This window comes from Candidatus Thermoplasmatota archaeon (assembly GCA_029907305.1).
GTDB lineage: Archaea > Thermoplasmatota > E2 > DHVEG-1 > DHVEG-1 > JARYMC01.
On sequence record JARYMC010000031.1, the window covers coordinates 1 to 13,881 of the forward strand.

Sequence of the window (13,881 nt, forward strand, 5' to 3'; positions counted from 1 at the left end):
CCTCAGAAGCTTCTTGAACAGAAATTTGATTAACACCTGCCCAACTCCAAACTAAGAACTCCTGACTATCTGAATATATGTACTATTCCCACCTTTTACAAGATTAATATGCTTACTTAACGTCTTTACAATAACATCTTTTAACTTATCTTCAAGGGTACTTCTCATCCCATCTTCCCAAAAAAATCAATGAAGTTATAGGTTAAAAATATTTACGATTGTACTTTCCGAAGTACTGCTATCATAGAAAAGTATATAAAGTATGAGTTACACACTATATTACGCAAAAAAAATTTGTACAAGAAGGAGTCTAATTAATTATGAGCAAGATTATAACTTTGGATGATCTATCAAAAGCGATAGCTAACCGAGTCGGTATAGACATAGAGGAGGCTAGGAGAGACGCTGGTTTTGTTATGGATATATTTGGTTACGATGACCGTGTTATAGATAACGTTCTTGATCCTGAGGATAGACAACTGTTTTATATCCTAGAAGAAGAAGGCATGCTGACTACTGAGCGCGAGGAAACAACTTTGTATGATGGCCGTGAGTGGCGTACACATTATTGGGTACTTAAGAAAAACACTATCTTAGAATATGCTAAGGATAAGAACAAGAGGTCTAGGGTTATTCTTCCTGAGAAACGGATTGTTAATAAGGAACCTGAGGATGAGGATCTTTATAGTACACTACCTGAGGATGTTTGGACTACTAGAAAAATCAACAGATAAAAGCCTCTCTCTAACTTTTTTAAAAAAATTAATAACCGTGTTATGGTTTTCAGTTCACTAAAAAATATCTGGGAGGTTAATATCTACTTTCTAGGTGATTACATATGCGAAGGAGAAAAATAATTATAAGCTCTGAATCTGTAACTGAGGGTCATCCTGATAAGATGTGTGATCTTATATCAGATGCTATACTTGATGAGGCATTGAGACAGGATAAATATTCTAGGGTTGCTATTGAAACTGGTACTAAGAATGGTGGTGTCATGGTTTTTGGTGAGATGACTACTTCTGGTTACATTGATATACCACATGTTGTTCGTGATACGATAAAGGGTATTGGTTACACAAAATCTGAGTATGGTATCGAATGGGAGACTTGTTCTGTTTGGGTTCAGATAACTGAGCAGAGCCCTGACATATATCGGGGTGTGTCTGGTAAGGGTTTGCATAAGGAGCAGGGTGCTGGTGATCAAGGTATGATGTATGGTTTTGCTTGCAGAGAAACAAAGGAGCTTATGCCTCTCCCTATTTCGCTCGCCCATAAACTTACTAAACGTTTATCTGATGTTAGAAAATCAGGTGGTATCTCTTATCTTAGGCCTGATGGTAAATCACAGGTTTCAATTGTGTATGATGAGAATGGTAAACCTCTGAGGGCTGATACTATTGTTGTTTCTACGCAGCATGATAGCGGTATATCTTACAGTCGTATAAGAAGGGATGTTATTGAGAAGATCATAAAACCTGTTTGTAAAGACTGGATTGATAAAGACACGGTTTATCATGTTAATCCCACCGGTTCTTTTATCAGGGGTGGACCATATGCTGATGCAGGTTTAACTGGTAGGAAGATTATTGTTGATACTTATGGTGGTGTTGGTAGACATGGGGGTGGTGCTTTTTCTGGTAAGGATCCTACAAAGGTTGATAGAAGTGGGGCTTATGCGGCTCGTTATATAGCGAAGAATATTGTTGCTTCTGGTGTCGCAGATAAATGTGAGATCCAGTTTGCTTATGCAATTGGTGTTGCCGAGCCTGTTTCTATAAATATTGATTGCTTTGGCACAAACAAGATACCTATTGTGAAGATAGAAGATATCGTTAGAGAGTTTTTCCCTGTGAAACCTGCTGATATAATTGAGGTGCTTGATCTTAGACGGCCGATTTATAAGAAAACCGCGGCTTATGGTCATTTTGGTAGAGAAGAACCTGATTTTACCTGGGAGAAAACAGATAAAGCGGCTCTTATTAGAAAAGAAGCAGGCTTGAAATAAAAAAAAAAACATATTTTTTCCATACCTTTTTTAAAAACCCTATAATTTAATATATTATATACCCCATATCTATAATAGAAGGATGAGGGATAAATGATGGTTGAATTTGAGACTATAAAGGCTGAGGAGATAAAGTTCGGTAAAAACAATTTTATAGAAGTCTCCAAGAGGAAGGCTAAGACTCCTGTTGGGGAAAACGAGTTTATAGCTGTTTCACGGGGGTACTACCTGCCAGATGGTACTAAAAGATGGCGTGCATCTATAGCGTTACCAAATGAGAAGGATAAACTGGAGAAAATTGCTGATTTGATTAAAACAATTTAAAAAAAAACAACCACTTTTTTTTTGTTGTTTTTTCGTTAGCTTAATGTAGATGCATTTTTATTTACATGGTTGTGGTTGAAGAAGGTGGTGTGAAAGAAAACAAGTTCTATGTGTTTATTGCCTTGTTTCTTGTAATAGTTATTATTTCAGCTGTTATTTTTAGCACCAGGGAGATTAAACCAGCTCGTGTACCTGATAGTTTTTTGGATAACGGCTGGGTTGAGAATCTTGATGAACGAGAAACCGCTTCTGATTTGTTTGGTTTGGAGAAATGGTGCAGCTTAACATACAAAATAGGTGGTGCTTATCCTGCTAATCTCACTGTTGCAACTTTTAAACCTCTTATTATGATGGATGAAAAGGGTCTACTGGCTAAGGCGGAGGAAACAATCCATGGTGCTTCGCAACAAGGCATAGTTGTTGATAATAGCACAAAAGCTAACGGGTCGCGTATTCTTGTTAACGGCCATAAAACATATTATATTACCTTTGATGGGAGCGATACCTCTAAGACACCTTATGAGAAGATAAAGGTTGTTGCTGAGGTTTGGAACTGTGGCACCTCTGGTACATCAGTTATCTGCATCGGTGTCGCCCAGATTACAGACTATGCTCATAATGTTACTGGTTTTAATACAAGTAGTTGGAGAAAAATTGTTAATGACAAAAATGGTTTGTTAGGTTTTGTTGGAAACGATGGTCTTATCTATAATATAGTGTGTCATTGATCAGCTAACTCAACTTTTTTAAGGTCTTTCTCTATCGGGCATATTACTGGGTCGTAAACGTTTTTTATAGCATAGGTTTTTCCGTTTTGTAAAGCCGGGTTGTTACATAGCTCAATGTTGCTGCAGCCTATGTTTCTGCATAATGTTTTTTTCTCTATTTTTATAGTGTTTCCTTCTAAAAGGTTTTTTTCTATTGCTACTATAAGTGGCATTTCTATGACTTCTACAACCGCTGTGTTCCCCTCATGTATACTGCAACTATGTTTTTTGTCTCTTATTTTTGTTATTTTGTATTTTCTACCAGGTTTTAGGTTGAAGCATACGGTTTTTAGTTTGCAGTTTCTGCAGTCGTTGTTTGGTCCAATGTATATGAACTCGTTGTCTTCTCTAGCGATTTTTTCTCCTACGAGTGTTACAAGTGGCATATTTATATTACACCAGTTGTTTTTGCTAGTTTTTTAGCTGCTTCTTTTGTCAGACCTGTTTCTCCAAGGATTGTGTATCTCTCTGGTCTTATTTCTTGTGCGCGTGTCAGTGCTTCTATTATTTTTTTCTTTGGTATACCTAATTCTGCTGATGTTGTTGGTGCCCCTATTGTTTTTAGTGCGTCTCTTATTTTTTCCCAGTCTCCGCCATGAAGGTAGACCATCATTATTGCTCCTACGCCGCATTGTTCGCCGTGCATTGGCGCTTGTTTTTTATTTCCTTTTAAGAATATGCTTGGTCTTAGGTGGTCTAGCATATGTGAGAACATGTGTTCTGCTCCTGATGCGGGTCTTGTGCTACCTGCTACGCTCATCGCTACCCCTGATACTATCATTGCTTTTACTGCTGTCCATACTGATTCTTCTGTTCTGGTTTTGATTTCGTCAGCCTTTTCTATTAGCATTTGTGCTGAGGTTTTTGCTAGTACCGCTGCTTCGCTGCTGAACTCTTCGTATTTTAGTTTGTATGCTAGCTCCCAGTCCATTACAGCTGGGATATTTGATATCACGTCTGCGCACCCAGATGCCAGCATACGGTATGGTGCCTTATTTATAATATATGTGTCTGCTAGTATAGCAATTGGTGACACAGCTGTTTTTGATACACTACCTTTTCTATGTTTTAATGATGCACGTGGGGATGCGATACCATCATGTGATGCACAAGTGGGTATACTTACGAATGGTTTCTTTAGGTCAAAGGCGGCGAGTTTTGTTATATCAATAACACTACCTCCCCCAACACCTAGTAAAAGATTTATATCGTTTTTATTTGCGAATTTAATGACAGCATTAACCCCATCAACAGTTGCAGCAGAAACAATTTTTTGTTTAACATTGTAATCAGCTTTTGATAAAATCCTGTTTATTTCATCACCAGATATCTTCTTTGTTTTCTTATCACATACTATCAGTATATTATCTCCCATGCCTATGCGGTCGCATAGCTCTGCTACCTGGGACGTGGTTTTATGACCAAGGATAACCTCTCTTGGAAAGACCATTCTTTTTGATTTTGTGAACCGTTCCATGGTTTATGGTAAACCAAGAGGTTAATATATTATTTTTCCCATCCAGTTTATTAATAAATGAACCTGAAAGAGTTTTATAAGAGTAAAAAAACAACCCTCTACATAGGCGTATTTATCGCTATCTTAGTTGTTATCATATTTGGCTGTATCCTATTTCCATCTGTTTTTTATGACCAGTGGATATGGAAATATTACTGGGGGCCCGTGGTTGCTGATGCAACAAGTGGAACAGCCTGGCATAATGGTGTTAGGGCAAACGAGGGTTACACAATAATATCAGAGATAACATATGGTATAATACTAATCATTGCACTCTATTTTATTTACAAACTTTTGAAAAAACTTGAGATAAAAGTTGATTGGAGATTTGCTTTGGCTTTAATGCCTTACATTCTGTTTGGATCTATAAGCAGGACTCTTGAAGATACTGGATATTTTGGTGAACCCTTTGTTTATTGGTTCATATCCCCCCTTATTTATTTCCAGATAGCTGCTTATGCCTTGTTTTTTTTGCTGTTAGGTTATTACCTTGAAAAAAAGTATAAGAACCCAAGGATCACAGTGAACAATATTTTGTTCTCTGGCGGGTTGATTTGTTTAATTCCATCGCTGGTTTTGATAGCTCTCTGGTTACTTGGTTATAGATGGGGTGATACAAGTGGTATAAGTTTCAATGTTTTCTCTATAGTCATAGGCATCTCTAGTCTAGTTGTTGGACTTGTTTATCTCATCGCGCGTAGATACAAATCCAATGAAAAAATCGCTGTTTATGCTAACCCTTTGAATTTGTCTATGCTTGTTGGTCATCTTATTGATGGTCTTACTAGCTATATTAGTATAAAGGATCCGTTTAACTTTGATTTGCATTACGCAGAAAAGCATCCCGCATCCAATGTTTTGTTGAATATCTGGGGGCCCTTGTTTCCTATAACTAAGTTTATTTTGATCATTGTTGTTGTCTACGTTTTTGATGTTTTGTATAAAGATGAGCTTAGAAATTATGTTACTCTTGTTAACTTATTGAAGATTGGTATCATTATTTTGGGTTTTTCACCTGGTTTACGTGATTTATTGAGAGTAACAATGGGTGTATGATATTATGAGGCGTCATCCTGACTGGTTAAAAGTAAGGATTGGTGGTGGGGAAAGTTTCGTTAAAATAAAATCTATGCTTAGGGAGTCTAAGCTTCATACTATTTGTGAGGAGGCTAAATGTCCTAATATCGCTGAGTGTTTTGGTTGTGGTACCGCTGTTTTTCTTATACTCGGTGATACTTGTACGAGAAATTGCAGGTATTGCAATGTTAAGCATGGTAAGCCTCTGCCCTTGAACCCAAATGAACCAAAGGATGTTGCTGAGAGTGTCAAAAAACTTGGTTTGAGGTATGCTGTTATCACATCTGTTACAAGAGATGACTTAGAGGATGGTGGTGCTAGTGTTTTCTATGAGACTGTTAAAGAGATCAAAAAATTGAATAAAAACTGTAAGGTTGAGGTTCTAATCCCTGATTTCAAAGGTGCTATAAGTTCATTGAGGACTGTTATAGATGCTAGACCCGATGTTGTTAATCATAATATAGAGGTTGTTGAAGAATTGTTTCCTGTTATAAGACCAGATGGTAGTTACAGCACTAGCCTCAAGGTGTTAGAAAACATTAAAAAAATTGATAAAAATATTAGAACTAAATCTGGTTTCATGGTAGGTCTTGGCGAAAACATAGGTCAGATCCTAAAAACAATGAGTGATCTAAGAAGCGTCGATGTTGATTTCTTAACCATAGGTCAGTATCTTCAACCAACAAAGCAGCATGCTGAGATAAAAAAGTATTATACTCCCGATGAATTCGATGAATTTAAGAGAATTGCTTTGGGTATAGGTTTTAGGCATGTTGAGTCAGGGCCTTTGGTTAGAAGTTCTTATCACGCTGAAAAAGCTATTTCCTAGTGGGAGTTTGAAAGATGGAAGGTAAATCTGTGTATAAGATTCCAAATGGTAAGCTTCTGAAAATCTTTTTAGATTATAATAACGAAAATGGTTCTATTAATGCGATAAGTATAACAGGTGATTTCTTTGCTTATCCTGAGGAGGCTATGGATATTTTGGAGGATGAGCTCAAGGGTGTTTCGCTTGATAGAAAGTGTTTGTTGGAAAAAATAAACTCTGTAATACAGAAATATGGTATCCAGTTTATTGGTTTGGATGCTGAGGGTTTAACCCATGGTATATTGATGTGTAAAACATGAAAGAACAATGGAGATTGTTAAAAACAGGTTTCAAAAATGCTTTTGCAAACATGGCTATAGATGAGGCTGTGCTGATTAATTGTAGTAGAGGCAAGGTTCCTCCTACTGTGCGTTTCTATGGTTGGAGTCCCCCTGCGATTTCCATTGGTTATTTTCAGAGTCTTGAGGATGAGGTTGACCTTGATTTTTGTGAGAAGATCGGTGTTGACTATGTCCGTAGGATAACTGGTGGTGGTGCTGTTTTCCATGATAAAGAGTTGACATATAGCATTGTTGTTCCTGAGTCTCATCTTAGTGTACCAAAGAACATCATGGAGAGTTATGGTAGGATATGTGGTGCTATAATTAGAGGGCTTAGGTTTCTTGGGGTGGAGAGTAGTTACGCTCCGATTAACGACATCGTTGTTGATGGGCGTAAGATATCTGGTAACGCTCAGACTAGGAAAATGAGGACTGTTTTGCAGCATGGCACTGTCCTCATGGGTGTCGATGTTGAAAAGATGTTTTCTCTCCTCATGGTTCCTAATGAGAAGATTAGGGATAAGCTTATCTCTGATGTTAAACAGAGGGTTACTTCTCTAGAGGATGTCCTTGGTAAAAATGTTGTTTTTGATGATGTTGCTACTGCTATGAAAAAAGGTTTTGAGGAAGAATTTGATGTTGAACTGGTTGAGGGAAATTTGACTGATAGTGAAACTGCTTTGGCTGAGAAAATAGAAAAAGAACGTTTCTCATCCAGGGAGTGGAATCATAGGAGATGAAATTTTTTATGAGGGTTCATGTGAAGAAAGTTAATGCCTTCACAGAATCTTATGATGGTGGTAATCCTGCTGGTGTTGTTTTTGATTCCCCGAGTTTAACTGATGAGCAGATGAAGCATATTTCAAAGGCTCTGAGGGTTTCTGAGACTGCTTTTGTTTTTCCTAGTAAAAAAGCTGATTACAAGGTTAGGTTTTTTTCCCCAAGTGTTGAGGTTGATCTTTGTGGTCATGCTACTGTTGCTACGTTTTTTACCATGGCTTTGAATGGTTTTTTTAATGATACTTGTAGGGTTACTCAGGAAACTAAGGCTGGTGTTCTTCCTGTTCATATTTTGTTTTTTGATGATGTTGTTGATAGGGTTATGATGACACAGAGTAGACCCATATATAAAAATATATCTTTAGATATATCTGAGTTGGCTGATTCATTAAAAATAAAAAAAGAAAACATAGATAGTTCTCTCCCCAGTCAGATTGTGTCCACTGGTCTTTTTACATTACCGGTTTGTGTGAAATCATTTGATGTACTTAAACATATGAAACCAGATTTTGTGAAAGTTAAAAAACTCTGTAAAAAGATCGGCGTTGGAAGTTTTCATGTTTTTACTTTTGAAACCATTGAATCATGTTCTGTTTATCACGCCAGAAATTTCGCTCCAATTTATGGCATTAACGAGGACCCTGTCACTGGTACTGCGAATGGTGCTGTCTGTTCATATCTAGTAAAAAATGGTGTTATACATGAGAAAAACCTTGTCTGCGAGCAAGGTGATATAATTGGTAAACCCGGCAGGGTTTTTGTTGAGGTCGGCAGAGGATTTGTTAGAGTCGGTGGAAAAGCAAGGGTTGTTGAAGAAAAAGAGATCAGAGTATAGTTTTATACTTCATGTATCCCTAGTTTATCCGCGTATTCTTTAACCTGTAAGACCTCTTCCAGTGACACGGATCTAGCTATTTCTTTGTGCTCATATGCCTTGTACTCTGGTCTATATTGACTCATTATATTGACTAAAGCATTTGGTATGTTATCAGCGATCCATTTCATTATAGGTTTTGAACAGCAATCTATATGGTTTGGCATAACAAGATGCCTGATGATCATCTCACCATTATCATATGCAATTTTATGATTTCTTTTTACTATATCCAGGTAGTTTTCAACTCTGGATAATCTCCTAGCACACACGTCGTTACCATATTTAAAATCAGTTAGATACAAATCAATGACTCCATCCAGTAGTTTCATAGTCTCTGTTGAGCAATACATGTTAGAGTTCCATACCTGCGGTATGTTTACATCACATTCTCTCAGTGTCTCTATTATGTATAGTATGTTTGGTGTCGGGTCTCCACCAACCCAGTTAACGTTACGAGCACCCTGTTTTTTCCTACGTTCTATCATTCCCGCTAAAATTTCTGGTCTTATATACACTCCACAGATGTTCTGGCTTATATCCCAGTTCTGACAAAAAACACAATGAAACGTACAACCAGAAAAAAAAACTGTATAAGATGGTACCAGTGGTGTTTCCTCACCCATATGTAAAAACTCTGATGAGACAAGTGGCTGTATCACTCCACAGTTACCAGCCTTTTTGTTTCTATCCACCTTGCATCTTCTCTCACAGAACGAGCATTCAGAAAAAATTCTTGATGCAAACTCAATTTTCAAATCAAGCAGCGATTGTTCTGGTTCAATGTTTGAAGGTTTTTTGTTTAACGCATTATCATGTTTTTTCCATAAAATCTGTGTTGTCTCTGATTTATTGTATGAAACAGGTATTTGTTTACATCTCAGATATTTCGCTATTTCATTTTCTTCTAGTATATTGTAGTATCTAGTTAGAAGATTTTTGTCATCCGCCATTATCATTCTATATGTTCAACTGGGTTTAAAACTATTTTCGGCACTCGTCTAAATTTATTTCCATCCCGTCTCTAGCAGCAACAACTTTGACACCAAGTTTTTTAGAAAGATTTTCTGCTATCTCCCAAGGTTTTGCTTTAACCATGGTCATACCAAAATGGGTGATGACACCAAGTTTTGGTTTATTCTTTGATAAAATATGTTCTGCATCCTTTAGTGAAAGATGATCTATCCCAGGTCTTTCCTCAAGGAAAACAACGTTTATTATTAGGACATCTCCTCTGTAATATGATTCGATTCCATCGAAATACTTTGTATCAGTTATAAGTGAAATAGAATGTTTTTTACCATTTATGTTTAAACCATATGACTCAACACCATGAACATGCCTGACTGGTGTGGAAAAAGATATGTTACCAACCTTGTAGCTACCTTTTTCTTTTAAAACCATTATTTTGTCAACATGGTCTCTAACATATTTCAGTATAACAGGGTCTTCCTCTAGCGCATCTTTTGGTGCGAAAACTACACCTTTCTTTTTGAAACCACCGTTTGTCATCGCCTCAATCATCACATTTATATCGTTTGAATGGTCGAGATGACGATGTGTGAGAATAATACCATCGAGATCAAATGGATTTAGTTTTGGTTTACTTGATAAACAACGTATCAATGAACCCGGACCTGGGTCTATTAAGATGTTTGTGTCATCCAGGGTAAGCCATATTCCACCTGATGCTCTTAGTTGTTTCATTACAACGAATCGTGCACCAGCGGTTCCAAGGAATTTTATTTTATTCATGGTTTGCTGTTAGTTACATAGAAATTTAGGTTAAAAAATGTTGGATTAACTTTTTGGTACAACAATTTTTCCTGTTTCATCTCCTATTTCAACTGTTTTCTTCTCTAGAAATAGTTTTGCTGTGAGAGCGCAGAGGTATGCATCAAGTTCATGTTTGTTTCCAGCTTTTATGCCTAGTTTCTTTATTGTTTCTTTATAGTTTTTGTTATAAACATTTAAGATTTTAGCGGTCGCTGTAGGAAAAACCTCTATCACTTTATAACAGGTTTTTAGCTGTACCGCCAGTTTAGATCCTCTCATGGTTAAAGATCTCATACTTGGTAATGACGGTGGAAAAGCCCCATATTTTTTTAGCAATCTATCCGCTTTCCTAACCCTTGGTTCACCCTCCATAACGGGGGCATCTATAGCAATGATATCTGGTTTGAGTTCATCGATTATTTTTAGTATTTCTTCATCAGAATATAAAATGCAGCATTTTACCTTACTATTAATCATAGTGCATATCCCTGTGGGATTGCTATCTTTCCCTGCTATATCAACACCTAGTATTTTTCTCAAATTATCACACAGGAAAAATTATTTACATAGCATAATTGTTTTTCGTATAATGAACCTTTTTGAGTACACATATAACCTCGTCCGTCAAATTCCCAAAGGAAAGCTGTCAACATATGGTGCTGTAGCGCAGGCATTAGGTGATATACATGCGTCAAGGGCCGTGGGGCATATGATGAACCAGAACCCTGACCCAGATGATATGCCATGTTACAAGATCATTCATTCTGATGGACGCCTAGGCGGTTTCGGGCGTGGTATAAAAGATAAGATAAAGAGATTGAAACAGGATAATATCCTAGTTGAAGATGGTAAGATTGTTGATTTTAACAGTGTTTTATTTAATGATTTTAAGACTGATTATCCTCTGAAAAAGTTACGGGATGAACAAATAAAACTCAGTAAAAAATTGATACTGAAAGATGATTTCAAGGAAATTAAAACTGTAGCAGGAATAGATGTTGCTTATCCTAAAAATGAGTTCGAGGATGTTTGTGGCGCATGTGTTATTATGGACTATAAAACAAAACAAATCGTTGAAGAAAAAACAGTTTTTGCTAAAACCTATTTCCCTTTTATCTCGACCTACCTTGCCTACAGAGAATTGCCTGTTGTAGAAAAACTTTTTAAAAATCTTAGAACAACGCCTACGATTTTGATGCTAGATGGTAACGGTATTTTGCACCCATATGGTTTTGGTTTAGCATCTCATGTAGGTGTTGTTTTAGATATACCAACTATTGGTGTTGCTAAAACTCTTTTGTATGGAAAATTAGAAGGCGACTTCGTCAAGATAAACAATAAAAAAAGAGGTTATGCGTTGCGTTATCCTAAAAAAAACAAAAGACCGATTTATGTTTCCCCTGGTCATAGAATTTCTTTTGAAACCTCGGTAGATGTTGTGAAACATTTTAGTTTTTACAGGATCCCAGAGCCTTTGAGACAGGCACATATCCTGGCAAATAAAACTTTAAAGATCAGATAGTTCTTTGCTTGAAACAACAGGTATGTTTTTGTTTTCAAACCATTTTTTATACTCAGTAAACTGTGATTTTTTAAGGGATTTTTTATGGATGTATACGCCACTAACATTTGGTGTTTTGTCTAAAGATTTTTGTATCATTTCATCTGTGATATTACCAGCATCTATATGGTAAGTTGGTATCATATGCCCGAATGCTACTTTTTTTTGTAAAGCTATCTCTGTGAACCTTGGTGCATAGTGCCCCCCACCTATCCCTATAAGCACAGGTATGTCTTTTGGTAGGTTTTCTTCGTAGTGGTATGTCTCTAGTAGTTCTAGTAGTGATTGTGATATTATCTGTGCTGGTTCTTTTTGCTCCCATTGTTTTTCTGTACTTCCTACTTCTGCAAAGATAGTTGGTATCTCTAGATACGGTCCATGATGGGTTACCTCGTAGCATACTTGGTAGTTTAGTTCTGTTTTTTGTAAGTTTTCTTTGATTAGTCTTAGCAGATGTGTCATTAGTCGTGGTGCTGATTGTATTAGTGTTCTTGGTTTCCCTCCGAACTCTGCGTCACCATAGTTTCCTATTGGGTGTACTGTTAGTGTTGGTTCTCCCATTTTGCTTCTGTGTCTTGAAAGGAAGATTGCTATTTTTGGTTCTATGTTTAGTTTTTGTTTTACTTCTTTGTCTATGTTTTCGTGTCTTATCTTTCTGTCAGATATTGTTACCATTGTTATATCGCTCATTTTCTTGTGTCTGTATACTGGTGTGTCATAGAATATGCCGTTTTCATCCCATGTTGTTTTTTCTAGCAGTATGTTTTTCATGTTTGTACTAGCTGGATCTTCTGATGAGGATATTATTAAAACAGTCATAATCAGTTAATTAGAATAAAAAACATCTTTTTAAGGTTGCTATGTTTTTTTATTGCCTCTCTTTTTTTAGTATGTCTTTTACTTTTTGCATTCTTACTAGGAAGTGTATTCTGTCTTCTAGTGTACATATTTTTGCGATGTACATTATTTCGTTTGCTTCTTGTTCTGTTCCTAGTAAGCCTATTACTAACATGTTTTCTAATAACTTATTTTATATTTATATGCTTATATATGTTATTTTACAACTGTTATCATTATTTTTTTAGTTAATACTTTAAAAATATATTAATAATTCATAAAATATGGTGTATGTTACATAAATCAATTTAAAATATCCATATGGATATGTCTAAGAAATTATAAAAATATATATTTTTGTATATCACGATGGGTAAACAAAAACTTTAGCATCACTCCTTTTTCCTCAGATGCATAACCGCAGCAACAAAACCTAGAACTATAGGAGTCATAATCACATAATATATAAATGGGATCCTTCTTAGAAACAACGTAACATCATAACCACTAATATACAACAAAATAAGGGAAACTAAAAAAATAGGAACTACTATAGCAAGAATAAGAGGTAAAACTTCTCTACCAGCCACACACCTTCAACCCCCAAAATTATATTTTACAAATAATCATGTATTAGTTATACTACTTAAATTTATTTACTCCAAATAACATAATGATAAAATAACAGGTATACTCTAGAAATTTTATATAAAATAATTAACTGCTAACAAGATTTAACACAAGTAATTTTTTTGTAGTATATCTAAGAATTATCGCTCGAGTTTCTAAGATATTTTATTCTTTCTCTATAGGGGTAAATAAATCATTGCCTTTGAATATCTCCTCAATAGAACAATTAGTGAAAGTCATATCGATACCAGCTGGCCTAAACTTACCATCAAGCGTATCCCAATAAACTTCTATACTATCCTCGTTGATCGCCAAAACTGTACCCCTATACTCACTGGTTTTACCATCCTTGTCTTTACGAACCCGTTTCACTCTATCACCAAGAACAAAAACATCAAACAAAGAAGGGTACTCATCAGTTTTTTTACTGGTCTCATCCATGGTAACAACCAAATGTTACTTATTTGAAAATATTTGCAGCATATATAAATTTATTCTAAAAAACGGCTACATCCCGAAATGAGTCGAAGAATCATCTCTTGAACAATATTTTACTTTGAAATAGATCATAGAACATACAGA

The 13,881-nt window shown here is 36.0% G+C and carries 19 protein-coding genes; 10 read left to right on the forward strand and 9 right to left on the reverse strand.

Features of this window, described 5'->3' with window-relative positions; translation table 11 throughout:
* Positions 1-320 precede the first annotated feature (320 nt).
* The 4 genes from QHH19_03445 to QHH19_03460 all read left to right on the forward strand — a co-directional run bounded on the left by QHH19_03445 (position 321) and on the right by QHH19_03460 (position 3,060).
* Entirely contained in the window at positions 321-734 is a 414-nt protein-coding gene (locus tag QHH19_03445; GenBank protein MDH7517379.1) for a hypothetical protein, read from the forward strand.
* 104 nt (positions 735-838) lie between these two features.
* Positions 839-2,008, forward strand: coding sequence for a methionine adenosyltransferase (gene metK / locus QHH19_03450; GenBank protein ID MDH7517380.1), 1,170 nt, complete (start codon positions 839-841; stop codon positions 2,006-2,008).
* 93 nt (positions 2,009-2,101) lie between these two features.
* Positions 2,102-2,332, forward strand: a complete 231-nt coding sequence (locus QHH19_03455) for a hypothetical protein (GenBank protein MDH7517381.1) — start codon at positions 2,102-2,104, stop codon at positions 2,330-2,332.
* 65 nt (positions 2,333-2,397) lie between these two features.
* The gene (locus QHH19_03460; GenBank protein ID MDH7517382.1) at positions 2,398-3,060 is read left to right on the forward strand and encodes a hypothetical protein; all 663 of its coding nucleotides are present in this window, start codon (positions 2,398-2,400) and stop codon (positions 3,058-3,060) included.
* Here QHH19_03460 and QHH19_03465 read toward each other — a convergent pair.
* Positions 3,054-3,485 (reverse strand): UPF0179 family protein, encoded by a 432-nt coding sequence (locus QHH19_03465; protein MDH7517383.1) that lies wholly within the window; start codon positions 3,483-3,485, stop codon positions 3,054-3,056. The two genes, QHH19_03460 and QHH19_03465, sit on opposite strands and share 7 nt — an antisense overlap.
* A gap of 2 nt (positions 3,486-3,487) precedes the next feature.
* The gene (locus QHH19_03470) at positions 3,488-4,576 is read right to left on the reverse strand and encodes an NAD(P)-dependent glycerol-1-phosphate dehydrogenase (protein MDH7517384.1); all 1,089 of its coding nucleotides are present in this window, start codon (positions 4,574-4,576) and stop codon (positions 3,488-3,490) included.
* 57 nt (positions 4,577-4,633) lie between these two features.
* Here QHH19_03470 and QHH19_03475 point away from each other — a divergent pair, with 57 nt between their 5' ends.
* Genes QHH19_03475 through QHH19_03495 form a run of 5 tightly spaced genes read left to right on the forward strand, consistent with a single transcriptional unit; the run spans position 4,634 to position 8,456 of the window.
* Positions 4,634-5,671 (forward strand): DUF63 family protein, encoded by a 1,038-nt coding sequence (locus QHH19_03475; GenBank protein ID MDH7517385.1) that lies wholly within the window; start codon positions 4,634-4,636, stop codon positions 5,669-5,671.
* A gap of 4 nt (positions 5,672-5,675) precedes the next feature.
* Positions 5,676-6,521: a lipoyl synthase gene (gene lipA, locus QHH19_03480; protein ID MDH7517386.1), complete on the forward strand. Its 846-nt coding sequence runs from the start codon at positions 5,676-5,678 to the stop codon at positions 6,519-6,521.
* 14 nt (positions 6,522-6,535) lie between these two features.
* A complete protein-coding gene (locus tag QHH19_03485) occupies positions 6,536-6,820 on the forward strand; it encodes a lipoate protein ligase C-terminal domain-containing protein (protein MDH7517387.1) in 285 nt (94 codons plus the stop codon).
* The gene (locus QHH19_03490) at positions 6,817-7,581 is read left to right on the forward strand and encodes a biotin/lipoate A/B protein ligase family protein (GenBank protein MDH7517388.1); all 765 of its coding nucleotides are present in this window, start codon (positions 6,817-6,819) and stop codon (positions 7,579-7,581) included. The genes QHH19_03485 and QHH19_03490 overlap by 4 nt, the downstream gene beginning before the upstream one ends.
* A gap of 8 nt (positions 7,582-7,589) precedes the next feature.
* Positions 7,590-8,456: a PhzF family phenazine biosynthesis protein gene (locus QHH19_03495; GenBank protein ID MDH7517389.1), complete on the forward strand. Its 867-nt coding sequence runs from the start codon at positions 7,590-7,592 to the stop codon at positions 8,454-8,456.
* A 2-nt stretch (positions 8,457-8,458) separates the two neighbouring features.
* On the opposite strand, the gene QHH19_03500 is transcribed toward QHH19_03495, so the two are convergent.
* The 3 genes from QHH19_03500 to QHH19_03510 are packed head-to-tail and all read right to left on the reverse strand — an operon-like array spanning position 8,459 to position 10,811.
* Positions 8,459-9,448: a radical SAM protein gene (locus QHH19_03500; protein MDH7517390.1), complete on the reverse strand. Its 990-nt coding sequence runs from the start codon at positions 9,446-9,448 to the stop codon at positions 8,459-8,461.
* A gap of 31 nt (positions 9,449-9,479) precedes the next feature.
* Complete coding sequence (locus QHH19_03505; protein MDH7517391.1) at positions 9,480-10,250, reverse strand: MBL fold metallo-hydrolase; 771 nt, start codon at positions 10,248-10,250, stop codon at positions 9,480-9,482.
* Positions 10,251-10,295: 45 nt separating this feature from the next.
* Complete coding sequence (locus tag QHH19_03510; protein MDH7517392.1) at positions 10,296-10,811, reverse strand: DUF429 domain-containing protein; 516 nt, start codon at positions 10,809-10,811, stop codon at positions 10,296-10,298.
* A 49-nt stretch (positions 10,812-10,860) separates the two neighbouring features.
* Between QHH19_03510 and QHH19_03515 the strand changes: the two genes are divergently transcribed.
* Positions 10,861-11,793 carry an endonuclease V gene (locus QHH19_03515; GenBank protein ID MDH7517393.1) on the forward strand — a complete coding sequence of 311 codons (933 nt, stop codon included), beginning with the start codon at positions 10,861-10,863 and terminating at the stop codon, positions 11,791-11,793.
* Here QHH19_03515 and QHH19_03520 read toward each other — a convergent pair.
* The 4 genes from QHH19_03520 to QHH19_03535 all read right to left on the reverse strand — a co-directional run bounded on the left by QHH19_03520 (position 11,779) and on the right by QHH19_03535 (position 13,740).
* Positions 11,779-12,651, reverse strand: a complete 873-nt coding sequence (locus QHH19_03520) for a D-aminoacyl-tRNA deacylase (GenBank protein MDH7517394.1) — start codon at positions 12,649-12,651, stop codon at positions 11,779-11,781. The two genes, QHH19_03515 and QHH19_03520, sit on opposite strands and share 15 nt — an antisense overlap.
* Before the next feature lie 49 nt (positions 12,652-12,700).
* Positions 12,701-12,844, reverse strand: a complete 144-nt coding sequence (locus QHH19_03525; protein MDH7517395.1) for a hypothetical protein — start codon at positions 12,842-12,844, stop codon at positions 12,701-12,703.
* Positions 12,845-13,061: 217 nt separating this feature from the next.
* Complete coding sequence (locus QHH19_03530; protein ID MDH7517396.1) at positions 13,062-13,259, reverse strand: hypothetical protein; 198 nt, start codon at positions 13,257-13,259, stop codon at positions 13,062-13,064.
* A gap of 205 nt (positions 13,260-13,464) precedes the next feature.
* Positions 13,465-13,740: a hypothetical protein gene (locus QHH19_03535; protein MDH7517397.1), complete on the reverse strand. Its 276-nt coding sequence runs from the start codon at positions 13,738-13,740 to the stop codon at positions 13,465-13,467.
* Positions 13,741-13,881: the final 141 nt, after the last annotated feature.